Source organism: Ferruginibacter profundus (assembly GCF_054783275.1).
The window spans coordinates 457908-483319 of the sequence record NZ_BAAGQW010000003.1 but is presented as its reverse complement, the minus strand read 5'-3'; the positions used below and the strand labels follow the sequence as shown (position 1 = coordinate 483319).

The 25412-nt window shown below is 38.7% G+C and carries 22 protein-coding genes; 18 read left to right on the top strand and 4 right to left on the bottom strand.

Translation table 11 applies throughout. From position 1 onward, the window contains the following. Window positions 1–60 precede the first annotated feature (60 nt). Window positions 61–2115 (bottom strand): Ntn hydrolase family protein, encoded by a 2055-nt coding sequence (locus ACYVM0_RS21835; RefSeq protein WP_460560680.1) that lies wholly within the window; start codon window positions 2113–2115, stop codon window positions 61–63. A gap of 166 nt (window positions 2116–2281) precedes the next feature. Between ACYVM0_RS21835 and ACYVM0_RS21830 the strand changes: the two genes are divergently transcribed. From ACYVM0_RS21830 to ACYVM0_RS21795, 8 genes are all read left to right on the top strand, one after another. Further along, window positions 2282–2941 (top strand): hypothetical protein, encoded by a 660-nt coding sequence (locus tag ACYVM0_RS21830; RefSeq protein ID WP_460560678.1) that lies wholly within the window; start codon window positions 2282–2284, stop codon window positions 2939–2941. A gap of 63 nt (window positions 2942–3004) precedes the next feature. Beyond that, window positions 3005–3301, top strand: a complete 297-nt coding sequence (locus ACYVM0_RS21825) for a winged helix-turn-helix domain-containing protein (protein ID WP_460560676.1) — start codon at window positions 3005–3007, stop codon at window positions 3299–3301. A gap of 53 nt (window positions 3302–3354) precedes the next feature. Beyond that, window positions 3355–4695 carry a cell envelope integrity protein CreD gene (creD, locus tag ACYVM0_RS21820; RefSeq protein ID WP_460560674.1) on the top strand — a complete coding sequence of 447 codons (1341 nt, stop codon included), beginning with the start codon at window positions 3355–3357 and terminating at the stop codon, window positions 4693–4695. 26 nt (window positions 4696–4721) lie between these two features. Continuing rightward, window positions 4722–5135, top strand: a complete 414-nt coding sequence (locus ACYVM0_RS21815; RefSeq protein WP_460560672.1) for a hypothetical protein — start codon at window positions 4722–4724, stop codon at window positions 5133–5135. A gap of 103 nt (window positions 5136–5238) precedes the next feature. Next, window positions 5239–6819 carry a DUF4153 domain-containing protein gene (locus tag ACYVM0_RS21810; protein WP_460560670.1) on the top strand — a complete coding sequence of 527 codons (1581 nt, stop codon included), beginning with the start codon at window positions 5239–5241 and terminating at the stop codon, window positions 6817–6819. Between the two features lie 78 nt (window positions 6820–6897). After that, complete coding sequence (gene bchE / locus ACYVM0_RS21805; RefSeq protein WP_460560668.1) at window positions 6898–8352, top strand: magnesium-protoporphyrin IX monomethyl ester anaerobic oxidative cyclase; 1455 nt, start codon at window positions 6898–6900, stop codon at window positions 8350–8352. Continuing rightward, on the top strand, window positions 8336–8710 hold the full coding sequence (locus ACYVM0_RS21800) for a diacylglycerol kinase family protein (RefSeq protein WP_460560666.1): 375 nt from the start codon (window positions 8336–8338) through the stop codon (window positions 8708–8710). Before bchE ends, ACYVM0_RS21800 begins: the two co-directional genes overlap by 17 nt. Window position 8711: 1 nt before the next feature. Continuing rightward, window positions 8712–9365: a DUF1361 domain-containing protein gene (locus ACYVM0_RS21795; protein ID WP_460560664.1), complete on the top strand. Its 654-nt coding sequence runs from the start codon at window positions 8712–8714 to the stop codon at window positions 9363–9365. Window positions 9366–9380: 15 nt separating this feature from the next. Here the strand turns inward: ACYVM0_RS21795 and ACYVM0_RS21790 are convergent, their stop codons facing one another. Continuing rightward, the gene (locus ACYVM0_RS21790; RefSeq protein WP_460560662.1) at window positions 9381–12950 is read right to left on the bottom strand and encodes a hypothetical protein; all 3570 of its coding nucleotides are present in this window, start codon (window positions 12948–12950) and stop codon (window positions 9381–9383) included. Between the two features lie 169 nt (window positions 12951–13119). On the opposite strand from ACYVM0_RS21790, the gene ACYVM0_RS21785 reads away from it, so the two are divergent. Continuing rightward, window positions 13120–13758: an MBL fold metallo-hydrolase gene (locus tag ACYVM0_RS21785; protein ID WP_460560659.1), complete on the top strand. Its 639-nt coding sequence runs from the start codon at window positions 13120–13122 to the stop codon at window positions 13756–13758. A gap of 44 nt (window positions 13759–13802) precedes the next feature. Here ACYVM0_RS21785 and mce read toward each other — a convergent pair whose 3' ends face one another. Further along, window positions 13803–14204, bottom strand: a complete 402-nt coding sequence (gene mce, locus ACYVM0_RS21780) for a VOC family protein (protein WP_460560657.1) — start codon at window positions 14202–14204, stop codon at window positions 13803–13805. A 132-nt stretch (window positions 14205–14336) separates the two neighbouring features. On the opposite strand from mce, the gene ACYVM0_RS21775 reads away from it, so the two are divergent. The 3 genes from ACYVM0_RS21775 to ACYVM0_RS21765 all read left to right on the top strand — a co-directional run bounded on the left by ACYVM0_RS21775 (window position 14337) and on the right by ACYVM0_RS21765 (window position 16430). Then, the gene (locus ACYVM0_RS21775) at window positions 14337–15554 is read left to right on the top strand and encodes a PLP-dependent aminotransferase family protein (RefSeq protein WP_460560655.1); all 1218 of its coding nucleotides are present in this window, start codon (window positions 14337–14339) and stop codon (window positions 15552–15554) included. A gap of 87 nt (window positions 15555–15641) precedes the next feature. Then, window positions 15642–16061, top strand: coding sequence for a Fe-S cluster assembly scaffold IscU (gene iscU / locus ACYVM0_RS21770; protein WP_430987648.1), 420 nt, complete (start codon window positions 15642–15644; stop codon window positions 16059–16061). Window positions 16062–16073: 12 nt separating this feature from the next. Then, entirely contained in the window at window positions 16074–16430 is a 357-nt protein-coding gene (locus tag ACYVM0_RS21765) for a HesB/IscA family protein (RefSeq protein ID WP_460560653.1), read from the top strand. Window positions 16431–16547: 117 nt separating this feature from the next. Here the strand turns inward: ACYVM0_RS21765 and ACYVM0_RS21760 are convergent, their stop codons facing one another. Continuing rightward, window positions 16548–17012 (bottom strand): hypothetical protein, encoded by a 465-nt coding sequence (locus ACYVM0_RS21760; RefSeq protein ID WP_460560651.1) that lies wholly within the window; start codon window positions 17010–17012, stop codon window positions 16548–16550. Window positions 17013–17409: 397 nt separating this feature from the next. On the opposite strand from ACYVM0_RS21760, the gene ACYVM0_RS21755 reads away from it, so the two are divergent. The 6 genes from ACYVM0_RS21755 to ACYVM0_RS21730 all read left to right on the top strand — a co-directional run bounded on the left by ACYVM0_RS21755 (window position 17410) and on the right by ACYVM0_RS21730 (window position 25399). Further along, window positions 17410–18132 (top strand): ABC-2 transporter permease, encoded by a 723-nt coding sequence (locus tag ACYVM0_RS21755; protein ID WP_460560649.1) that lies wholly within the window; start codon window positions 17410–17412, stop codon window positions 18130–18132. Continuing rightward, on the top strand, window positions 18133–19842 hold the full coding sequence (gldG, locus tag ACYVM0_RS21750) for a motility-associated ABC transporter substrate-binding family protein (RefSeq protein ID WP_460560647.1): 1710 nt from the start codon (window positions 18133–18135) through the stop codon (window positions 19840–19842). A 2-nt stretch (window positions 19843–19844) separates the two neighbouring features. Beyond that, the gene (locus ACYVM0_RS21745; RefSeq protein WP_460560645.1) at window positions 19845–20804 is read left to right on the top strand and encodes a TerC family protein; all 960 of its coding nucleotides are present in this window, start codon (window positions 19845–19847) and stop codon (window positions 20802–20804) included. 22 nt (window positions 20805–20826) lie between these two features. Beyond that, window positions 20827–23307: a bifunctional UDP-N-acetylmuramoyl-tripeptide:D-alanyl-D-alanine ligase/alanine racemase gene (locus ACYVM0_RS21740; protein ID WP_460560643.1), complete on the top strand. Its 2481-nt coding sequence runs from the start codon at window positions 20827–20829 to the stop codon at window positions 23305–23307. A 156-nt stretch (window positions 23308–23463) separates the two neighbouring features. Then, window positions 23464–24162 (top strand): lipoprotein signal peptidase, encoded by a 699-nt coding sequence (locus tag ACYVM0_RS21735; RefSeq protein WP_460560641.1) that lies wholly within the window; start codon window positions 23464–23466, stop codon window positions 24160–24162. Between the two features lie 40 nt (window positions 24163–24202). Continuing rightward, window positions 24203–25399, top strand: a complete 1197-nt coding sequence (locus ACYVM0_RS21730; protein ID WP_460560639.1) for a hypothetical protein — start codon at window positions 24203–24205, stop codon at window positions 25397–25399. The last annotated feature ends 13 nt before the right edge of the window (window positions 25400–25412 follow it).

Here is a 25412-nt window from a genome sequence, read left to right as displayed (position 1 = left end):
GCAGCAGATGATTATTTTAAGACGAAAGATAAATAAAAACCCATTAATCAATTATAATTCCTATTCCGGATGATATATGCGCTCTGCATTTGTATACACCGTTGCTTTATCTAAGGTCATGGTTTTGGTTTGTTGTTTTAAATACATTTCCACCTGGTCGTTAAAATGTTTGTTGCCGGGTCTTGCACTGGCACCATACATATTAACGGTTTCAATTTTTGGCAAGCCTTCTTTTGCAAATCGAACAAACATGATCAGTCCGTCACCACCAATAGATTTTAGGGTGCCATTTTTATATGGCGCAGTCCATTGTGGTGATAACTGGTCGGGCAAACCACCTAAGGGCCAGTCTTTATCACCACGAACTAATTTTTGCAGATCGCCTAATACAATATCTGTTCTGCCAAAATTCGTTTGCATATACTCCTGCACATACTTAAAAGTTGCTACTGCTTCTGCAGTTGTAACAGGTCTTGCATCCTGGCCCTGTAATAACTTTTTAATGTGCTCATAGGTCAATAAAAATATGGCAGCACCTTTACTATTGGCATCGCCACGCTTATCCCAGTTTTTAAAAGTAGCAATCAATGATGCGTATTCCGGGTATGCTGTTTCGCTTAATAAAAACATGCTGTCAATCTTATATTGAAATTGTAAAACGGAAGGATATTGCTGATCAAACTTTATCTGTTTAAATTTTTCATAACTCAGCTTATCATTTTGCGGAAACAATTCTAAAAAACGCACACTGCGGTTTAAATGATATTGTTCCCAGCCATCCTGTTTGGCAAAAGCAACTGGTTTTAAATTATCACCGGTGCCGGTTGCTAAAAAAGAAGAATGATTGGTGTTAAATAAAAAGCCGCTTGATGGATTTATATATTGCGGCAATTCTTTAATGCCCCTGAAATTTGTCCATAAAGTTTTTGAGGTATTGCCGGGCAAAGTTCTTTTCCAGTTATAACCGGCTTCTCTTATTGGCATTAAGGCATTATTGATATAAAAAATGGTGTCATGTTTATCGGCATACATGATGTTGAACATACTCAATTCCTGCTTACTTAATGCCGCATAAAACTCGGTAAAGTTTTTTGCTTTGTCCATATGGTACCATTGGTCCAGTTCTCCGATACGCATATTGGCACCAAGGCGTATGGAAAAGAAACCTTGTTTATTTTTCATGGTAGCGCCATACTTACTCCAGTATATTTTTCTTTTTATGGTAACGGGCACCCCTTTAATTTTTAACCGTACGGTTTTTACTTCCAGGTTTATCCATTCACCATCAAATTTGTATTGCAATGGATTTTCCGGATTCATTTCTAACTGGTATTCATCCATCCTGTCGCAAAAATTTACCGTATGTGCCCAGCCTAAATTTTCATTTACGCCATGTAGTATGCACGGGCCACCTGCCAATAAACCTCCCAAAGCATTCAACCCTTCTTCGCTGCATAAATGGGCCTCGTAAAAAGCCTGCGGGCCTGTATTTGGCTGATGGGCATTAATTAAAAGAAAGGCTTCGCCGGTTGTGGTTTTTGCAGCACTGATGGCGGAAGAGTTGCTGCCTTTTTTGTTCAACTCAGGTGCCTGCCATTCGGCATTATTGAAAATTCTTTGCAGGGCACCATCCGCACCATTAAAAACAGTAAGTGCAAAAACTGATGAGGCAACATAATCTGTAACGGTAATGGGAAATAATTTTTTATGCAACACTTCTCCGGGATGCGTAGCAGCATAATGATTCAATGCCTGTACATAACCATCTATCAATTGTAAAAATTCCGGTGAAAGTGTATTCCATTTTTCTTCGGTGATTTCCCTGCAACGGAATAATGCAAATGCATAATCACCGGCGGCTCCTGGCTTACCCAATACTTTACCCATCAAACCTTTGGTAGGCAATACCACTTGTTGCATGCTTTCAAAATCATCCTCTGCCTCTGCCCAGGCAAGGCCATAAGCTACTTCGGCATCAGTTTTGGCAAAAATGTGCGGCACACCAAAAGAATCCCTTACAATATCAATGGCAGCGGGATTGATTTTTAATTGTGCAGAAAGGTACGGATTGGTACAGGCAATGGCCACGAGAATGGCTACAACATGTTTTCTCATTGTATATATGGCAGTATTTGGTAACTACAGCTGATGCTGCTGTTGTAAGATAAGACGAAAAACGATTTGTAATAACAACTACAGCTAAAAATACGCCGGCCGGCAGTAAAATTAATTTGCAAAAATCAAAACCAATGATTTACTTTGTATTTCAAAGTGCTTTTTTATGAATGAGCAACAACAATCTCTCCAGGACCTTCAGCAAATAAAACAGATGATGGAACGCAGCAGCCGTTTTATCAGCCTCAGTGGTTTAAGTGGTGTTGCTGCCGGTTTATGTGCGTTGGCAGGCGCCTGGTTTGCTAATGACGTTATACTTGCAAGTGGCGGGCCATCAGGCGCAAGGGCTATTATTAACAAAACCCTTGAAACAGAAACCATCCAGGATTTTATGGGGCATCGCTTGTTCAAAATAGCCCTGATCACTTTTTTTGCTGCACTTTTATCTTCTTTTTTATTTACTTACCTGAGGAGCAAGAAAAATAATATTCCCATGTGGGGCTATTCTTCCAAAAGGCTTTTAATAAATGTGGCTGTACCTATGATTGCAGGAGGTATTTATTTATTCAGGCAAATGCAGTTCGGAAATTACGGATTGATTGCGCCGGGCTGTTTGATCTTTTATGGACTTGCATTAGTGAATGCCAGTAAATATACGTTGAGCGAAATAAGGTACCTGGGATACTGCCAGGTTTTACTGGGTATAATTAATTGCTGGTTTGTTGGCTATGGTGTATATTTTTGGGCCGCAGGATTTGGCTTGCTGCATATTATTTACGGTATAGTAATGTGGTACAGGTACGAGAGAGCAGGAGAAAAAAATTAATATTGTATAAGTGAAAAGCTTTTTAACCATTCAGCGAATAAAAGGCCCTTCGGGGGTTGGGGTATGAACTTAATTGAAAACTTAAATAAAATTTTTGACAGCCGTATCCGCCTGGGCATAATGAGTGCGCTGATGGTAAATGAACAATTAAACTTTAATGAATTGAAAGAGCTTTTAAGTATTACGGATGGTAACCTGGCCAGTCATTTAAAAACACTGGAAGAAAGCAGTTTTGTAAAAGTACAAAAAGGCTTTATCGGCAGAAAGACCAACACTACATACTCCATTACCAAAGCCGGGGAAAAAGCATTTAAGACACATTTAACAGCATTGGAAAAAATGATCGGCTCTATGAAATAAATTTTTTTATACTTTTACTTTGAAATACAAAGTACTTTTAAAAACAAAAAAAAATGGAAACAGAACCCGCCCTTAGCTTTTGGCAAAAAAACAGACTGGTACTTAAATCTTTTTTTATTGCCTTTTTAATCCTTGCGCTGCTTATTCCCACTTTCATCATCATGTCACTGGTTACAGACCGAAAAGACAGGAAACAGGAAGTAACCAGGGAGATCAGCAATAAATGGTCTGCAGCGCAAACCATTACCGGCCCGTTTTTAATTATACCCTACACCGAAAACGAGATCAACAACGGCAATGCAGTAACAGTGAGAAAAAATTTATTCCTGATGCCTGAACAATTGAACATCTCCGGTACCATCGAGCCGGAGATAAGATACAGGAGTATTTACAAAGTACCGGTGTTTACTGCAAAGCCGCTGTTATTAAACGGAAAGTTTGCCAAACATAGTTTTACTGCTGTTGGTATAAACCCGGCTGCATTAAAATGGAGTGAAGCAAAACTCTGTATCGGCATATCCGATCTTAAAGGAGTAAAACAACAAAGTATTAAATGGAACGGGCAACTACAGAATATGGAAGCTGGTGTACCCGATAACAATATTGTTTCGCAAGGCATCTCTGTGCCGATGCCGCTTGATACTTCTTTTATTGATAGTGAAAATAATTTTTCTGTACAACTTACTTTACAGGGATCAGAAAAAATATACTGTACACCGTTAGGTAGCAGTACTACAGTTCATTTTTCTTCCGCATGGAGCAATCCTGCTTTTGATGGAAAATATTTGCCCGATACAGAACGTGTTTCTGAAAAAGGTTTTGAAGCAGATTGGAATATCTCACAATTTAATCGTGACTTCCCTAAAATATTTAATGGTGCCGGTAATGCAGCCCAGTCGGTTAAGGAAAGTGCATTTGGTGTAATTCTGTTATCACCGTTTGATGCATATGCACAAACCATGCGTTCAGTTAAATATGCTATCCTCATCATTGCACTTACTTTTTTTACTTTATTTTTTACAGAGATATTTCAACGCAAACCCGTGCATCCTTTGCAATACATTCTTATTGGTATGGCATTGGTAATATTTTATATCCTGTTGCTTTCTGTTTCAGAATATATACAGTTTCCATACGCTTATCTTATTGCATCTGCAGCAACAGTATCATTACTAAGCTGGTATACTAAAAGCATTTTTAAGAAATGGAATGTGGTGTTAATTTTTGCTGCATTGCTTTCTGCATTGTACTTGTTTATTTATGTATTGATCCAGATGCAGGATAATGCACTGTTATTTGGCAGCGTAGGCCTCTTTGTATTACTGGCTGCAGCAATGTACCTGAGCAGAAAGATTGATTGGTTTGGTTTTGATAAGAAAGCAATAACCGCATAAAACTGAAATACAGGCGCTGTCAAATTATGAGAAAATCAATAAAAACGTTTTTAACTTTTATTGGGGTATGGTTTATTGCCTCGCTTTTAAACGGGTTATTAAGCGGTATTTGTATTTCCGTAATTGACCAGGGTACTTTTTTTCAAGCTCCCGGTATTATGATTTTGTCCTGTGTAATGTCTTTTTTATTTAGTGTTCCATTGGTAGGCCTGGTTTGGATAGTTACAGTAATTGCCCAGGCTACCGGTAAAAGTGGTCATTCGCTTTTTCAGGTTGTTTTGGCGGCTGCTTTTATCTGCGGAATGATCGGGGCATTGTTTTTTATTAATTCATTGGGTAACGAATTTAAGACGGCCAGGTTTGTTGCAGCATTTTGCATTATTGTTTCGGCAATGTGTGGTGTATTGGTTTTCAGAAATCAACTTAAAACTGAAGAATAGATTTATTAATAAAACAAGGAGATGAAAATAATTAGTAAACGGGTTCAGGCTTACTGGTACTGCATAGAATTAATACTTATTCAACTGATAAAAAAATAAAAATATGAAAGTGGCTACTCTTAAAATTATTTTAATAACTGCGGGAGCAGTATTATTCAACATTATTTTCTGGAAAGAAAAAATTGCTTTGAATGCCATCTTGTTTGATGCTTTTGTTTTATGGTCCGTTTTCTATTTGTACCCTGCAGCATTTACCAAACCTGCTATGAAGTGGTTGCTGCTTGCTCACGCTGTAGCATTAATTACTGTTGTTGTACACAACACGGTACTTAGCAAACTGGCCTTTAGTGTCACGTTGTTATTAGTGGCGGTTTTTACGCAATACCTTCATCGTTCGGTTTGGTATGCAGCAGCATCTGCAGCGGGTAATTACCTGTTGTTTATATTTTCGTTTTTTGAAAATATAAAACTTATACAACTAAAGGGAGTAAGTTCTGCAGGTACCAGAAAAGTGCTCCGGTTTTTAATTATCCCTTTTTTAATTGCCGGCGTATTCTTTTTATTGTATTCTTTTTCCAATGCTGTTTTCCAGGACGTGGCAAATGATATCGGAACTGCTGTGGTGAAATTTTTCAGCAGCTTGTTTACCTGGTTCAGCTGGGATCGGTTCGGATTTTTATTATTGGGCTTGTTTATTACCGGCGGCCTCTTACTCAAAATGCACAGTAACTATTTTTCAGAAAAAGATTTTTCTCAGCATAACGATTTATGGCGGAAAAAGAATGACCTGCTTAAACACAGGAAAAGTGTTGCATTTGATGTGTTGTCGCTTTTTATGGGCCGCTTTGCCAATGGTATTTTGGCTTTACGTAACGAAAATATTGTGGGTATTATAAGCCTTGTGATGTTAAACCTGCTGGTATTATTTATCAATATCATCGATATCAAATATGTTTGGTTTGGCTTTACTTACAGCCCGGGCCTCGATCTTAAATCTTATGTACATGATGGTACCGGTATGCTCATCTTTTCGATAGTATTGGCCATGGCGGTGTTATTATTTTTCTTCAGGGGAAACTTAAATTTTTATAAAAGAAATAAATGGTTGCGCTTCGGTGCTTATGGCTGGATATTTCAAAATTCAATATTGGTGATCTCTGTGTTGCTGAGAGATTTTTATTATATCCAATACATGGGCCTTGCTTATAAACGCATTGGTGTGCTGGTATTTTTAATCATGGTGCTGGTGGGCCTGATTACCGTTTTTATAAAAATACACCAGCGTAAAACAAGTTATTACCTGCTGAGGGTAAATGGATGGTTTGCTGTTGTATTGCTGGTAGTATCTTCTTGTATTAACTGGGATGAGTTGATGGCAAACTATAATATTGCCCACAGGAATACTGTGCCGCTTGATGTAAAATTTCTGCTGACACTTTCTGATAAAACATTGCCGTTAATAGAACAAAATAAAGAAGTGCTTGATAATAATACAGCAATTGTAACGGGAGAAGGAGATTATTTGTACCGCTCGGCACTTACGCCAAGGCAGGTATTTGAAAAACGGAAAAAAGATTTTTTAGAAGAACAGCAAAAATACTCCTGGCTATCCTGGAATAATACAGATGCTTATGTCAGGCGTCATTTATCTCCCGTTGTAGTTACTTCTTCTTTAAATAAATAAACTGCTTTTTAAATTGGAATATTTGACCTTGAAAAATAATGACTCGTTTTTATTCCCTACCAATTAACAAATGACAACATGAAAATTCTGATCATCAATCCGCCGCATTTATCCATCGGAAGCAGGATGCCAGGGGAACACCTGCCACCATTAGGATTGTTAGCTGTAGGCGGGCCGTTGATTGATGCAGGTTATGAAGTGCAGTTGCTGGATGCCGAATTTGGCCCTTTAAAATTCTCCACTATTGTTGAAGAGGTAATGCACTACGATCCTGGTATTGTAATGCTGGGCCATTCAGGTTCTACATCTGCACAGCCGATAATAAATGATATTACAAAACTGATAAAAGAAAAATTACCTTCAGTCATAACTATCATCGGTGGCGTATTTCCCACATATCACTGGAATGAGATACTGGAAAAAAATCCGCAGATAGACTATATCGTTTGTGGTGAAGGAGAGGAGATCACATTAAACCTGGTGAATGCAATTGTCAATCAACATTCACTGGAAACAATAAAGGGTTTGGCATTACGGGTAAATGGCGTGCCATTAAAAACTGCAGCCGCAGAAAATATTAGTAATCTTGACCAGTTTCGTATTGGCTGGGAGTTGATGGATAAATATCATTACACCTACTGGGGAAAACGCAAAGCAGTGGTGATACAGTTTTCACGTGGCTGCCCTTATCCCTGCACGTATTGCGGGCAAAGTTTATTCTGGAAAAAATGGCGGCACCGTGATCCTCAATTATTAGCAGACGAAATTGAAATGCTGCATTATAAATATGGTATTGAAGTGATCAATTTTGCAGATGAAAATCCATCTTCCAATCCTAAAGCATGGCGTGAATTTTTAGAAGCACTGGTGGCAAAAAATCTGAAACTTATTTTAGTCGGCTCTATTCGTGCAGACAATATTGTACGGGATGCTGATTTTTTGCACCTGTATAAAAAAGCCGGTTTCGAAAGATTTTTATTGGGCATTGAAAATTATGATGAAGTAGTACTGGAGAAAATAAAAAAAGCCGGCACCATTTCAAAAGATAAAGAAGCGATACAACTGTTAAGAAAACATGGCATTCTATCGATGGCTACTTATGTGGTAGGTTTTGGCGAAGAGAAAACAAGGGATTTTTATAACAGCTTAAAACAGTTGCTGGCGTATGATCCTGACCAGGTGCAATTGCTTTATGTAACACCTCATAAATGGACACCCTATTTTGAAGATGTAAAAGACAAGGAAATTATTTTAACCGATCAGCGTAAATGGGATTATAAACACCAGGTGATTTCTACACGGTATTTAAAACCATCCACAGTCATCATCTACGTAAAGCTGATAGAAATTATTATGCAAACCAGGCCCAGTGCTGTTATACGTTTGTTGTTTCATAAAGAAGCAAGATTGCGTAGCGCTATGCGTTGGTATACGAGGATCGGCCGCAGGGTTTGGTTTTACGAATTGTACCAGTTCTTCTTTGTTACCAAACTGGCAACAAATAAAATGAAAATGCATGAATTCTGGACGTAAAATAATCAGGTCATTTGGCTTTGCATGTAACGGTTTGAAAACTTGTTTTATCTCCGAGATCAATTTTAAGATCCACCTGCTGTTAACCGTAATTGCCGTATCATTTGGTATTGGATTGTCTATATCCGGTACCGAATGGTCGGCATTGATCTTTTGTATTGCTTTTGTTACGGCTATGGAAATGATAAATACAGCCATTGAAAAATTATGTGATGTGGTGCACAAAGATTTCCATCCCGTTATAAAAAAAGTAAAGGACATAGCAGCAGGTGCTGTATTGCTGGCTGCAACAGGTGCAGTGATTACCGGGCTTTTAATTTTTCTCCCTAAAATAATTATGTACATCAAATCATTTTAAAATGAAAACAGGTATTTCTTTCTCCAAAGTACTGCTGGCTTTTTTTGTATTTATCGGTTTGATGATAGCAGTACGTTTTATGTATTCCGGCGGCCATGGTTTTGTTTTTTTAATCTGGAATTTATTTCTAGCATGGATACCCTTTGCAATAAGTGTTGTATTTAAAAAAATAAGGTCGGCCGGTAAATGGAAACAGGTATTAATATTTGCGGTATGGCTTATCTTCTTTCCCAATGCTCTGTACATTGTTACCGACCTGTTGCATATCGACATGGAAACTACTATTCCGAAATGGTATGATGTGGTATTATTATTTACCTCGTCGATAACCGGTTTGATAATGGCATTTGTTTCCCTGTTGAGAGTAGAGAAATACCTGAGTTACAAATTCAGCAATAACAAAGTACATGTAATGATGATTGCCATTTTATTTATCAGTTCATTTGGTGTTTACCTCGGCAGGTTTTTACGCTGGAACAGTTGGGATATCATCAGTAACCCGGTAAATTTATTGTACAGCATTGCACAGCGTTTTATTTCCCCTTTTCATTATTTGCAAACCTGGGGTATTACTTTAATGTTTACGATTCTATTTTACCTGCTTTATTTAGCTATAAAAAAATTGCCCGGTTATTTAAACCAGGCAATACAATAATTAATATCTGAAAATTTAAAAATCTAACCCCATCGCAAAATACATTATTGGTTTGCCTTTAAAGAAGCCACTCATGGGCCAGCCGGCATCAAACTTTAAAAAATAACCCAGCAATGTACTTCTTGCACCAAAGCCGTAACCACCGGCAAAAGGACCTACACCACCGGCTTTCACTATCACCGTTACATTATTATCCAGGTTGGTGAAATAAGTACTTGGTCTTTTAATGGAGTTATAGCCACCGTTCCAGGCAGTACCAAAATCTGTAAATTGTATCAATTGAAAATTACGCAAAAATGCATTGTTGATAGGGCGCTTTAATAATGTGCTGAATACCGGTAACCTGAATTCGCTATTGATCACCACTGCATTATTACCATTGGCTACGTTTTGTATGTAACCCCTCATGTTTACGGCAAGGCTTTGAAAAGCATAATCCTGGTCGTTAGCAACCGGTGTGCTGCTGTTATAATACCTTTCTTTGATCAATGCCCCCGTATTGTTATCAATTTTTTGATTTTGTCCAAACATCAGCCAGCCATCAACACCACCTAAATAATAGATCATCTTTTGATTGCCCCAGCTAAAATCACCGGCTGCCCTGCCTGCCCAGATAAAATTCTGGAAAATGGGATAGTAGTAACGGGCATCAAAACCTAAATTAAAGGTTTGCGGCCCATCGGAACTCACCAGTTTATTTACCTGGTAATTCCAGTCGAAATAAGCTTTGTAGCGTAAGCCATTCCAGATGTTCATCGTAGGGTTAAGGGTGTTATCATACACATACTCAAGATGCGAAACAGAATACAGTTTCTTGTTATTGGGGTAAGTCAATGAAAAAGGGTCTACACCACTGATCACATCTTTATCCGACCTGATACCTGAGCTGAAACGAATGCTTTTATGAATATCAAAAGGATAAGCAACATTAGCCTGGTATAAATTTGTAAATGACCTGCCCGGGTAACCAACGGTACCGCTGGTATCCGTAAACGTTACAGTTTCCACGTTGCGGTAATAAGAAACGCCCCAGTCAATTCTTCTTTTTAAATTCTGGTAATTTGCAAACCACTCATTGTCTTTTAAATTAGTGGAAATTTTATAGGCACCGGTTATCTTCACATCTTCCATCAATTCGGACGTACCAATTCTTGTAAGTCCGTTGAGGGGTGTGGAAGAACTCAACCTGATAGGGCCTGATTGTTTAGCACCACCAAAAGCCTGGTAACGGTTTACCAATACAGAATTATTAAAACCGGCAGAACCACTTTCAACATAAAATTTTGGCGGCTTATAGGGATATAATTTTATTGCTTTTAAAATGGCTGCATTTTCTGATTCCAGCGTTGCATCAGCTGCCTTGGCAGCAAGCGCAGCACTATCAGGCTTTTCTTTTGCAAATTCACTTTGAAAAAAGTCATCCTGTTTTTTTGCAGTATCCGCAGGAGGTGTATCTGTGGTTCTCAAACCTTTTTCTGCATTGGCAATTTTATATTCTGCCATTTTCTTCTTCATGTATTCTGTTGGCGGCACGGTAATATTGCGGCGGCGCAATGCATCTTCATTTATTTTTAATTTGTACAATACTTTTTCATCACTTTGCCTGGTTACTTCACTTACCTGGTTATTATCGCCGGCAATTCTTGTTTCGTACAATTTACTTTCGTAATTACTTATTGGGAAAGTATAGGCAGAATCTGCCGACACTGCCACCACTGCCACAGAATCCACATCTGTTTTCTTATATAGTTTTAAAGTGCTGTCTACCTGTTTGGGCGATGGGTTGCGTAAAATTTCGCCGGAGATCAGAACAAGTGTATCCAGCCCTTCAGCTTTGGTTGTAAAAAAACCTGCATAGCGGTTGCCTACACCATTCTCATCACTTACAAACGTAAAGTGATTTTGATTGTATTGCATCGGCGAACGGGCATCGCCATATTTTAAATGCGATAACTGTGTGATCTGGTTCAGCTCGGGCTTATCGCCAAAATTGGTGATCAAAAATACATTGTAATGATTATCGCTGGGCAAAGAAGTATCGCCACCTTTTGCTGTTGCAGTGGGCCTGTTACTGGCAAAGAGAATACCTGTTTTATTTGGAAACGCTACAAATGAAGCATCCCGATCGTCGTACACATCGTTGGTAATCTGTTTTACTTTTTCTTTTTGCAGGTCTAAGGTAAAAATGTCGGTATGGCCATCTTTAACAGCAGTTAGCAATAAGGTATTGCTGTTATTGATATAGCTGATATCCTGTACCAGGTCAAACTCTTTGGTAAGGTCTAATTTGTATTGTTTTATTTTGGTCACAATATCATACACAAACATATTGATCTTTCCTTCGGCGGTGTACAATACGGTTATCCTGGTGCCTTTGGGGTCCCATGCCATTAAAGGATAATTAGGATTGATCTCATTTTTATAACTGCGAACACCATACTTTAATAAAGTTTTGTTTACGTCTTCGTCATTATAAATAACCCTTACAATACCTTTTTTGTATTGCATAACCACGTATGAGTTGTTGCGTTTATTGGGGTTTACATTAAAGCGGAAATAATCCAGGCGTTTATTCACATCAAAACCTTCTACATAACTTCCTTTCGGATAAGCTTTTCTCCTGGCAATATCATTGTAATACTTATCGTTTTCATATTCCATAAAATCAGCCAGCACGTCTTTAAATTTCTTTTTACAAACCTGCATGCAGGCTTTGTTTAAATTTTTGTAGATACGTGCCAGGTATAATAAATAGGTAACATTTTCTTTTTTATACTTTTCTTCAATATAATACCAAAAGCCATGGCCGGCAATTTCGGGCCTTGCAAAAACAAAACGATTAAAGTTTTTATAATCGCCGCTTAATATTTCACTTTTTAAATCATCATCAAGGTCGGTGCTCCAGTTTTCGGCCAGGTATGCTACATAGCCATCGGTAAGCCATTTAGGCAGGTCCAGTAACGCCTGGTTGCCGGCCACTTCACCAAGGTCTTCACCAAACAAAACATTATCGGTTAATACCTGGGCAATGCCGGTTCTTACCTGGTGGCGTAATTTGTAATGGTCAGCATCAAAATAAACTACCATTTTATTATTCACCAGTTTGGTGGTGCCGGTGGTGTTCTGCCAGTCGGTACCCAGCCCGATATTACTTTGTACCATATCGGCATAACTGTTATACAATACAATATTGGCACGGCGTTGTAAACTGTATTCTGCTGCTGTTTCTATCTGAGGCAATTCTTTTTCGGCACTTTGTGCCACAAATTTTGCCAGCTCCTGTCCGCCCTGGTTATAATAAACATTAAAATTTTTGGTTTGATAGTATTGCCATTTGAATTTTTTAAACTGCACCCTGTTTTTGCCAAATTCCACTGCATTTACCTGTGCTTTTAAAGCCGCAGGCAAAATGCAGGCACCGATCAGCAACAGGCAGCAAACAATAACAAGATTTCTTTTATAACCAGCCATTAAAATCTGGTGGCGTGTTGCAGAGGTAACGTAAGTACTTATTTCTGCTGTTGTATAACTCTCCTGAACTTTTATTGAAGCGCTGTTGGCCATAGCATTCGTCGGTATTTTCATATCATCTTTATTGAACTGTATCAGTAATTATTTTTCTAAATTTTCTTTTTAACCGGTTCCTGTTATTTCAGGTGGTTTGGGTAAAGTGGTCTTACTTTGTGTAAAGTATGATTTATACCTTAAAATTAGTTGTTTTGTAATAAATTATGCCAATCAAAATTATACCTGAATGTTAAAAATAGCTTCCTTTGTTTTCAGCCCCATACAGGAAAATACGTATTTATTGTATGATGAGTTTAATAATTGTGTGATTATTGACCCCGGTTGTTACTTTGATGAGGAAAAAGACCAATTGGTGGGGTTTATAACAAAGAACCTTTTACAGCCCAAAATGCTGCTCAATACACATTGCCATTTAGACCACGTTTTTGGTAATAAATATATCGCTGAAACCTACGGTTTAGTTGCTCAGATCCACGAAAAAGAAAAACCGGTACTGGAATTTGCCCCCACCAGCGGCCTTATGTACAACCTGCCTTTTGATAACTATACAGGCCCGTTTATTTATTTAAAAGAAGGAGATACCATAACAATTGGCCAGGACGAGCTGAAGGTAATTGAAGCACCCGGCCACTCGCCGGGGCATATTTGTTTTTATTGCGCTGAACAAAACTTCCTGGTAGGCGGAGATGTACTGTTTAATCATAGTGTAGGCCGTACCGACCTGCCGGGCGGTAATCATGAACAGCTGATCAGGAGTATTAAAGAAAAACTATTTGTACTGCCTGATGATACCGTGGTGCTCAGCGGGCATGGCCCATCCACTACTATCGGGGAGGAAAAACAGTTTAATCCTTACGTGAAATAAGTTTAAAACAATTTTACTTCTGGTCTTTGTTTAGAAGCAGGGGCTCATTTTTTTTCCATACACAATTCCACCAGCACACCGTTGGTGCCTTTGGGGTGAAGAAAACAAACCATTTTATTATCTGCCCCTTCTTTGGGGCTGTCATGCAACAACACAAAGCCTTCTTTTTTAAGGCGTTCCATTTCTGCCTCAATATCAACTACGTTAAAGGCAATATGGTGCATGCCCTCGCCCTTTTTTTCTATAAATTTTGCAATTACACCGTTGGGGTCGGTGCTTTCCAGCAATTCTATCTTGGTGTCTCCGGCCTTAAAAAAGGCGGTATTCACCTTTTCGGTAGCTACCTCTTCTGTCTTATAACACTGACTATTCAGCAGTTTTTCAAACAGCGGAATAGAAATTGCAAGGTCTTTTACGGCAATGCCAATATGTTCTGGTTGAAGCATAATTATTCCGGTTTATCAATACCTGTTTACGAAATCGGTAAATTGAGCGCCTGCAGGTGATTGGAATAGCTAAAATAGAACCTTTTGCAGTAAATTTGCGTTATTAAGACAGAAACTAAACAGATAGATTTTATGTTGAAATTACCTATATACCTCGACAATAATGCTACCACTCCCATGGACCCGAGAGTACTGGAAGCAATGACACCTTACTTTTTGCAGCATTTTGGTAATGCAGCAAGCCGTAACCATCCTTTTGGCTGGGAGGCAGAAGAAGCGGTGGATTATGCTCGTGAGCAGGTAGCTAAATTAATTGGCGCCGATCCTAAAGAGATCATTTTTACCAGCGGCGCCACCGAAGGCGATAACCTGGGTATTAAAGGCGTGTATGAAATGTATGCCAGCAAAGGCAATCATATCATTACTGCAACAACAGAACATAAAGCGGTTTTAGATACCTGTAAGCATATTGAAAAATTGGGTGGCGAAGTAACTTATTTACAGGTAAAATCTGATGGATTAATTGACCTGAAAGAGTTGGAAGCAGCAATAAGGCCCACTACTATTTTAATCGCCATCATGTATGCCAATAATGAAATAGGAACGGTGATGCCGATAAAGGAGATCAGCGCTATTGCACGTAAACATGGTGTATTGGTATTTACCGATGGTACACAGGCAGTAGGTAAAATTCCGGTGGATGTAAATAAAGACGGTATCGACCTGATGGCATTTACTGCACATAAAATGTACGGACCAAAAGGTGTTGGTGCATTGTATGTACGCCGTAAAAACCCAAGGGTAAAAGTTACTGCACAGATGGATGGCGGTGGCCACGAAAGAGGTATGAGAAGCGGTACTTTAAATGTACCCGGCATAGTTGGTTTTGGTAAAGCCTGCGAATTGTGTATGCTGCATATGGAAGAAGACAGCAAGCGCATCATCAAAATGAGGGATCATTTAGAAACCGAATTAATGAAACTGGAAGAAGCTTATGTAAATGGCAGCAGGGAACATCGCTTACCACATGTAACCAATATTTCTTTTAAACATGTGGAAGGAGAAGGATTACTGATGGGCTTTAATAAAAACATTGCATTGAGCAGCGGAAGCGCCTGTACCTCCGCATCACTTGAACCAAGCTATGTATTAAAAGCATTGGGTTTGGGTGATGACCTGGCACATAGTTCCCTTAGGTTTGGCTTAAGCCGTTTTACCACTGATGAAGAAATTGAATACACCATCAAAGCGATCAGCGAAACGGTATTGAAATTAAGAGATATGAGCCCGCTTTGGGAAATGTATAAAGAAGGTATTGATTTAAGTACCATCGAGTGGGCAGCACATTAATATTCCAGGTTGTGGATTTGCGATAGCAGATTTACAATCCGGTTACAAAAATTAAAAATCTACAATCAAAAATTTAAAATTATTATCATGGCATACTCAGAAAAAGTTATCGATCACTACCAGAATCCTAAAAATGTTGGTACGCTGGATAAATCAAGCAAGAGTGTTGGCACCGGCCTGGTGGGAGCGCCTGAATGTGGCGACGTAATGCGTTTGCAGATTGAAGTTGATAATGCTACCGGTATGATCACGGATGCAAAATTTAAAACCTTCGGCTGCGGCAGCGCTATCGCATCATCTTCATTGGCTACCGAATGGCTGAAAGGTAAAAGCATTGATGAAGCACTTACAGTAGACAATATGGATTTTGTAGAAGAATTAAATCTTCCTCCTGTAAAAATTCACTGTTCGGTGTTGGCAGAAGATGCTATTAAAGCAGCCATCAACGATTACCGTGTAAAAAATGGCATGGAAGCTATTAAGTTTGAAGAAAGTGTAATTCACTAAAATTGTAAAAGAATGAGTGCTGTAGCAACAGAAAATTCCATTTTTATAAGTGATAAGGCAAAAGCTAAAGTGATCAGCCTGATGACTGACGCCGGAGTTATAGACGATCCCTCTTATTTTTTAAGAGTGGGCGTGGTAGGCGGCGGTTGCAGCGGGCTGAGTTATAAAATGGATTTTGATAACGAAGTAAAACCAATGGACCAGGTGTTTGAAGATAAGGGCATCAAATTAGTGTGCGACCTGAAAAGTTTTTTGTACCTGGTAAATACCGAACTTGAATTCAGTGATGGATTGAACGGCAAGGGTTTCTTTTTTAATAACCCCAATGCCAGCCGCAGTTGCGGTTGCGGAGAAAGTTTTGCGGTATAGTTTAGTATGGTGAAATGCCATTTCGCCTCATAAAAATATACACCGAGACTTCAGTTTCAGTATACATAATTAAGCCCCCGGTATTTCGGGGGCTTTTGCTTTCATAATGGTAATAGGTTATTGCTTTGGCGGCCTTGGCGGCGGCGGTGCATCTTTCACTATTTTAGGCGGCGCAAATTTTACCTGGCCAGGCGCCATTGGCGGCGGTGGCGGCGGTAGTTTGCCATATTTATTTTCAAAATATTCGGGCTTGGCATTCCACACACTCATGCGTATTTTTTGCGTTACTCCTTTTTTGGTCAATAATATTACAGGTTCATCTTTTGCCGGTTGCACTAAAATGGCATAGCCTTTTTCATTTATCCTTACCGGGGGTTTGGATGGTCTTGGTGGTGGCGGCGCATCTTTTACAATTTCAGGCGGCGTAAATTTTACATCTCCGGGCGGCATAGGAGGTGGCGGGGGTGGCTTATGCCTGTCTTTAGACTGTGGCGGCGGCGGTGGAATTGCTTTTTGGCCGGTTTGTGCCATACTATCCGAAGCAATTATACCAACTGCCAGTACAATGATCAGTTTTTTCATATAAGTTTTTTTGTTAGATGCCTTTCGCCGCATAATCCATAAAAAAAGCCCCCCGGGTTGCGGGGGACTTTTCAGCAGTTGGTTTTGGGTAAACAACTATTTTGGTGAAACGAGTCTTAAAGCGATTGTTTGCAGGTAATAAAACTTAAAAAACTTAACCCCCTGAAAGTGCTTTAAGATCTGGAATTTTAAAAACTGTCAGTTGTTTAACAGCATATCCGGGAAATATGACAATGGCTTTACAAAAAGCGCTGCTTAAAAAGTTAAAATTTATTTTTTAACTGGTTATTTTGAAGGGTAAAAGGTATAGCTGGCATTCATGTAAAATTTAATATGGTGTATTTTATCGCTGTAAATTAACTGGTTAAGTAGTAAATTGCAGCAATTTTAAAACCGCATGTGGAGTATTTGTAAAAAAGAACTGCAACAATTTTTTAGTAACCTTACCGGCTATATTGCCATTATTTTGTTTTTGGTAGTTAACGGGGTATTCCTGTTTGTATTAAAAGACAGCAATATTTTCGACTTTGGTTACGCCACTTTAGATAAGTTTTTTGAGCTGGCGCCCTGGATATTACTTTTCCTGGTACCCGCCATTACCATGCGTACGCTTTCAGATGAATTTAAAGGCGGCACTTTTGAAATTCTGCAAACCAAACCACTCACCAGGTGGCAGATTGTGCTGGGTAAATACTTTGCCATTGTAATTGTATTGCTGTTTGTAATTCTGCCCACTTTTATTTATGTATTTACAATAAAAAAATTAAGTGTACTGGGTGGCATAGATGGCGGTGGTATAACGGGCAGCTATATTGGCTTATTTTTTTTAGCTGCAGTTTTTGCAGCCATCAGTTTATGTTGCAGTGGCCTTACCGGTAATGCGGTGGTAGCTTTTTTAATAAGTGTATTCGGGTGCCTCATTTTATTTTTTGGATTCAGCGCTTTGAGTAAATTATCTTTTTTTGAAAACGGCCTGGATTATTATGTTGAAATGCTGGGTATCGATTTTCATTACCGCAGCATCAGCCGTGGTGTACTCGATAGCAGGGATGTAATTTATTTCCTGAGCATTATCTTTTTATTTCTTTTAGTAACCGTTAAAAATCTCCATAAAAAATAAATGGGCCTGCTTAAAAAAATATGGAACAGTAAACTTTGGCTGCCAATCACATTGATATTGCTGGTGCTTATCAACTGGCTGGCATCGTCATATCATACCAGGATAGATTTTACTGATGAAAAAAGATTTACTTTATCTAAGCCCACCAAAAAAATATTAAAAAGCCTGGATGATGTAGTGCAGGTAAATGTTTTTTTAAAAGGAGATTTCCCCAGCGGCTTTAAAAAATTAGCCAACAGTGCCAATGAAATATTAAATGAGTTTAAAGAAGTAGCGGGCAACAATATACAATACAATTTTATCAGCCCCGACGAAGATATGGAAGGCACCACCGTGAAATGGGGTGATACATTATCTGCATTAGGCTTGTATCCTTACAATTTAAAATCGCAGTTAAAAGAAGGCGAAAAACAACAACTGGTTTACCCTGTTGCATTAATGCGGTATAAAGAAAAGGTATTACCGGTTAAATTATACAATGGCATACCCAATATTGGCCGGCAGGAAATAAACAGTGCAGAGGCTTTAATGGAATTTGAATTAGCGAATACCATTTATAAGTTAACACATGATGATAAACCCATGGTGGCGTATTCTATTGGCAATGGCGAACCACCTGTGGGCAGTTACATCACTTACGATCTGGTGGAAAGTGTATTGCGGCCAAATTATAAATTATTTACGTTTAACTTAAATACACAGCCCGAAATTCCGGATACTTTTAAACTACTGATTGTTGTAAAACCAACCCAGCCTTTTAGTGATATTGAAAAATTAAGGATCGACCAGTTTTTAATGCGGGGCGGTAAACTATTGTTTTTTGTAGATAAGCTGAATGCAGAAATGGACAGCCTGCGTATAAAAAACGAGGTGATAGCTTACGACAGGGGATTAGAATTAAATGACCTGTTGTTTAAATATGGTGCAAGAATTAACAGCGACCTGGTGATGGATCTGCAAAGCGATAAACTACCTTTTGATGTAAATGGTAACGGGCAATTTGAATTTCTTACCTGGAATTATTTCCCGGTATTTGCATCAAAGTCGGATAATATCATTAATAAAAACCTGGGTTTTGTATCAGGTAAATTTGTAAATTCCATTGATACGATAGAAGCGGAAGGAATTAAGAAAACTATTTTATTAAGTTCGTCTCCCAATTCCCGTACCATTGCAACACCGGCTCTTATCAGTGGAAAAGAAAATGTAAATGCACCGGAAGATGATAAATTTAAAAAAGCCAATATTCCGGTTGCGGTTCTGTTGGAAGGGAAATTTCAATCGTTATACACCAACAGATTGTCGCAGGCATTAAATGATTCACTGCAAAAGTATGATGCAACTTTTCAACAGCAATGTTTAAAGGATAATAAAATTATCATTGCAGCAGATGGCGATATGGTTTTGAATAGTGTTCAAAAAAACGAACCATTGCCAATGGGAATGAACCCTTATACTTATGGAACGCAACAACAGTTTCAATTTGCCAATAAAGATTTTTTACAAAACTGTTTAGATTATCTTATCGATCAATCGGGCCTTTCAGAAGCCAAATCAAAAGATTACACCCTGCGGTTACTGGATTCAAAAAAAGTAACTGCAGAAAAAATCAGCTGGCAGCTGATCAATATTGCACTGCCGGTTTTACTGGTATTTTTATTCGCTGTTATTTACCAATGGTGGCGTAAAAGAAAATACACCAAAAAATAAAAATGGACAAGAACCAATTGATATACGTCGTTTTCAGTGCTGTTATAATTATTGCATTAGTTTTAGACCTGGGTTTACTGAGTAAAAAAAACAAGAGCATCAGTTTAAAAACTGCATTTATACAAACCATTTTCTGGGTATTGCTGTCTGTTGCGTTTTGTGGTTTTATCTGGTTCGAAAACGAAGGCGGCAATGGCAAAGCAGATGCCATATCCTATATCTCTGCTTATTTACTGGAATGGTCCTTGTCTATCGATAATATTTTTGTGTTCATTATTATCTTTTCTTTTTTTAAGGTAAAGGAAAATAATTATTCAAGAGTATTGTTGCTTGGTATTTTAATGGCTATTATTTTTAGAATTTTATTTATTGCTGTAGGCAGTGCGGCAGTAGCCAAATATGAATGGATCATGTATATCTTTGGCGTGTTCCTGGTATACACCGGTATAAAAATGTTTGCCAGCAGCGAAGAAGCAGAATTTAATCCGCAGGAAAACTGGGCCTTTCGTTTTATGAAAAAATTCATGCGTACTACTGATGAAGAGCCGCATGGCCGTTTCATCATCACCAGGAATAATAAAGCCTACTTCACCAAATTATCCATGGTAGTAATAATGCTGGGCCTGATTGATATTGTATTTGCAGTAGATTCCATTCCTGCTGTATTTTCTATCATTCCCGACCCCAGTAAAAAATTACTCATTTACTCTTCCAATATTTTTGCGGTATTAGGCTTACGCAGCCTGTTTTTTTTACTGCGTGGTGCTGCCAGTAAATTCGATTATTTACAACAGGGTATTGCCATTGTATTATTATTCATTGGCGTAAAAATGCTGATCGCAAACTGGGTGCATATGCCGGTTTGGATATCGCTGCTGGTGATTGTGGTTTGCATCACAGGCTCTATTTTATATTCTATATATCATAAACGTAAAGGTATTTCGTTAGAAGAAGGGGATTAAACAGTTACGCCGCAACTTTTAGATGTACACGATTACAGCAATAGAAAAAATAATTAATGGCCGTTTTTTGGTAAACAAAAATCCGGATGCAGCTATTGAACATTTACTGATCGATAGCAGGAAATTATTATTTCCCTCCTCTACCATATTTTTCACCATCCCGGGGCCACGCCGGCAAGGCAATGCATTTGTAAAAGACCTGTACCAAAAAGGGGTACGGCATTTTATAGTTGATAAATCTTTTGTTTTTTTACCGGAAGAATATGATGGTGCTAATATCATTCTGGTAGAAAATGTGCTGACGGCTTTACAACAATTAGCCGCATATCATCGAAGCCGGTTTAATTATCCCGTAATAGGTATTACCGGCAGCAATGGAAAAACCATTGTAAAAGAATGGCTGCACCAGTTACTGCAGGCAGATTATACAATTGTACGCAGCCCTAAAAGTTACAACTCACAAATTGGCGTGCCGCTGAGTGTGTGGCAAATGAATGCCACCTATACGCTGGGTATTTTTGAAGCCGGCATTTCCCTGCCTGGTGAAATGGAACAACTGGAAAAAATAATTCAGCCCACCATTGGCATTTTTACCAATATCGGCGAAGCACATAGCGAAGGTTTTGAAAATATTGCAGCCAAGATTGATGAAAAAATAAAACTTTTTACAAATACAGAAACAGTTATTTATTGTAAAGATGAAACTTTAATTGACGAAGCTTTATCAGCACTGCAACAAAAAAATAATAATACACTATTCAGTTGGGGGCAAAAGGAAGATGCCACACTTTGTATCAATACCATACAGGTGCAGCCATTTAATACCGTCATTAAAGCCGTATTTAAAGAAAGAAAAATAAGCATTTCTATACCGTTCAACAATGATGCGGCTATAAAAAATGCTATTACCTGCTGGAGCGTATTGCTGCATTTACAGGTAAATGATGAAGTGATACAGGAACGCATGCTGCAATTGAAGCCAGTTGAAATGCGGCTGGAATTAAAAGAAGGTATCAACAATTGTTCTGTAATTAATGACAGCTATAGTGCAGATATTACTTCACTTTCCATTGCGCTTGATTTTTTGCAACAACAACAGCAACATCCCAAACGTACCGTTATCATCAGTGATATTTTACAAAGTGGTAAAACCAATGCTGCATTGTATGAAGAAGTGGCGGATATACTGCAACAAAAAAATATCAACCGCCTTATTGGTATAGGAACAGAAATTTCAAAATACAGTAGTTGTTTTGAAAAGATAAAGGAAACTGCTTTCTTTACTTCCACCAATGAATTTAAGCAACAGTTTCCTTCATTGCATTTTTATAATGAAACCATTTTATTAAAGGGTGCCAGGATATTTGAATTTGAACAGATCAGTCATTTGCTGGAACAAAAAAGCCATCAGACTGTACTGGAAATAAATTTAAGCGCACTGATACATAATTTAAAAACCTACCAGCAACAATTAAAGCCCGGCGTAAAACTAATGGCCATGGTAAAAGCATTCAGCTATGGCAGTGGCAGTTTTGAGATTGCGAATCTCTTGCAATTTCAAAAAGTGGATTACCTGGCGGTTGCTTATGCAGATGAAGGTGTGGAACTAAGAAGAGCAGGTATTACTTTACCAATTATGGTGATGAATGCCGAAGAAAGTACATTTGATATGATGGTACAATTTAACCTGGAACCGGAATTGTATTCCTTTGGAATTTTAACCGCTTTTGAAAATTATTTACTGCAATCGGGTATCAGCAATTACCCGGTGCATATAAAATTAGATACCGGTATGCACCGCCTGGGTTTTGAAGCTGGTGAAATAAAAGCATTGAGTAAAAAATTAAATGCTTCCCCGCAATTTAAAATTCAATCGGTATTCTCTCATCTTGCTGCAAGTGATAACAAGGTACACGATGATTTTACAAAATACCAGTCGGACCTGTTTTTGAAAGGCTGTAAAGAAATTGAAAAAAATATCAGCTATCCCTTCATCAAACATATTGCTAACACTTCTGCCATTCACCGGCATAAGGAGCTGCAACTGGATATGGTGCGTTTAGGCATTGGCTTATATGGCGTGGATAGTAACCTGGGTATGCAGCAGCAGCTGAAAAATGTAAGCACATTAAAAACCACTATTTCACAGATAAAAAAAGTAAAGGCCGGAGAAAGTATTGGCTACAGCCGTAATGGTATTGCCGAACACGATTCGGTAATTGCCACGGTACGCATTGGTTATGCCGACGGTTACCCGAGAAGCCTGGGTAATGGCATTGGTAAAATGAACGTAAATGGCATACTGGCCCCGGTAATTGGCAATGTATGTATGGATATGACGATGCTGGACATTACAGGCATTGCTGCCAAAGAAGGTGATGATGTAATGGTATTTGGAGAAAAGCTTGCAGTAACAGAAGTAGCTCATTGGGCAAACACTATAGCTTACGAAATATTAACCGGTATATCCCAGAGGGTAAAGAGGGTGTATTATGAAGAATAAGGAGTTACGGGTTAATTTTGTTTTTTTATTTGTATTATTAATAAAAGCCCCGACCTCTTCGCAAACAATCAATTTACCCGTAACCCGTAACATTGTTTCTAAACTCCTACACCCTAAACGTCAAACCCCCAAACTGTCTTATATTTGCCCCCTATTATGAAAGGAAAACACATTGCATTTATCATTGCGTTGGTGGTACTGGCAGACCAGGCACTGAAATTGTACATTAAAACAAATTACCAGTTGAATGACAGCCATAAAGTATTGGGCAATTGGTTTCAGCTTTATTTTGTAGAAAATCCCGGTATGGCCTACGGCTGGAAGTTTGGCGGTAATTGGGGTAAGCTGGCTCTTACCGTGTTCAGGCTGGTAGCGGTGGTTTTTGGAACCTGGTACCTGGGCAGCATCATCAAACAGAAATACCACAAAGGTTTTATTGTTTGTGCAGCATTAATTTATGCCGGCGCATTGGGTAATTTAATTGATTCCGCATTTTATGGATTAATTTTTGATAAGGGAATGGTGGCAGACCCTGCCACAGGAGAATATGCAGGTTACAGTGGTTTGGCCGTAATGGCAAAACATGGTTACGCTTCTTTTTTACATGGCAATGTGGTGGATATGCTTTATTTCCCGGTTATTCATGGTACTTTTCCAAAATGGTTGCCATTTTGGGGAGGACAGGAGTTTGAATTTTTCAGGCCGATATTTAACCTGGCCGATGCGGCAATATCAACAGGTGTGATCACAATTTTAGTTTTCCAGAAACGGTTTTTCAGGCAGCGTAAAAGCGATGAAACCAATCATACAGTGGAAACCAAAGCCATAGTTAATGACGAATCGCAGGTTTCATAAAAAACTTATCTTTATAAAATATTAAATTTAATACCGGGGTATGAAAATTTTTAAGTCGGTTATCCTTGTTCTGGCAACAGCCATAACTTTTTTTTCCTGTCAGAAAGAATTGATTTTTGAAAATACCGGGGTATCAGTGGGTACCTTTAAAAAAGATGCCGGTGGTAATTGCCTTCCGGTTACCGTAACCGGTGTTTTTAAAGTTGATAGTGCTATAACCAATGCTCTTTTTGTAGATGTTCAGATCAACGTAACTACTCCCGGCACTTTCGAAATTAAATCAGATACCATTAACGGGTTTTCTTTCAGCAGAACAGGATCGGTTGTTTTTGGTAACAACACCATCAGGTTGTATGGCAGCGGTAAACCGATTGCTGCAGGCCTTAATATGTTTACGGTAAAATATGGTACCAGTACCTGTTCATTTAATATAACTGTAATTAATTCGGGTACTTCAAATGCGGTGTTTACATTAGATGGGGCACCAGGTATTTGTGCCAGTGCATCTGCTGCCGGTACTTATACTGTTGGGGTGGCATTAACTCCTGCGAATACACTTACTATACAGGTAAATGTAACTACTACCGGTACGTATGCTATTGGCGCTGCCACTACCAGTGGTTTTCTTTTTACGGGGTCTGGTGTTTTTAATATCACCGGTGTGCAGAATGTAACTTTAACCGGTTCGGGCACTCCTGTAATTGCAGGAACAGCATCAGTATCGGTATTGAATCTCGGGGGCACTAATTCCTGCACTTACGATATTCCGGTGCTTGCAGGTACCGGCGGTGGTGGAGGTGGTGGCGGTACCGGGGGAGCATCAAGGTATTATTTTCAATTTAATGATGGTACTAAACTGATTGCTGCAGATACATCATCAGTAATTGCCATGTCTTTATCGTTGGGAGGATTAACACAATTAAGTGTGCAGGCATTTTCTGTTACAGGGGATAGTGCCTTACAGTTAGGCGTTGCAGCAACAGGAAGTCCGGTAATTGGAGTTACTTATAAAACATCAAATATCGGGGTGCCAATTGCTTTGTTTAATGTACTGTCTACAATTAATGGCCAGGTGTACCAGGCTGATGTTAGTACAATAGGTAAAAACATAGATATTAAGTTTGATGTTATTGATGTGGTGAATAAAATTGTCAGTGGTACTTTTAGCGGCACTGCTAATGGAATAAGCACAGGGGCAACAATCACAAATGGAAAATTCAGGGCCGAGTTGCAATAAACTAAACATTGAA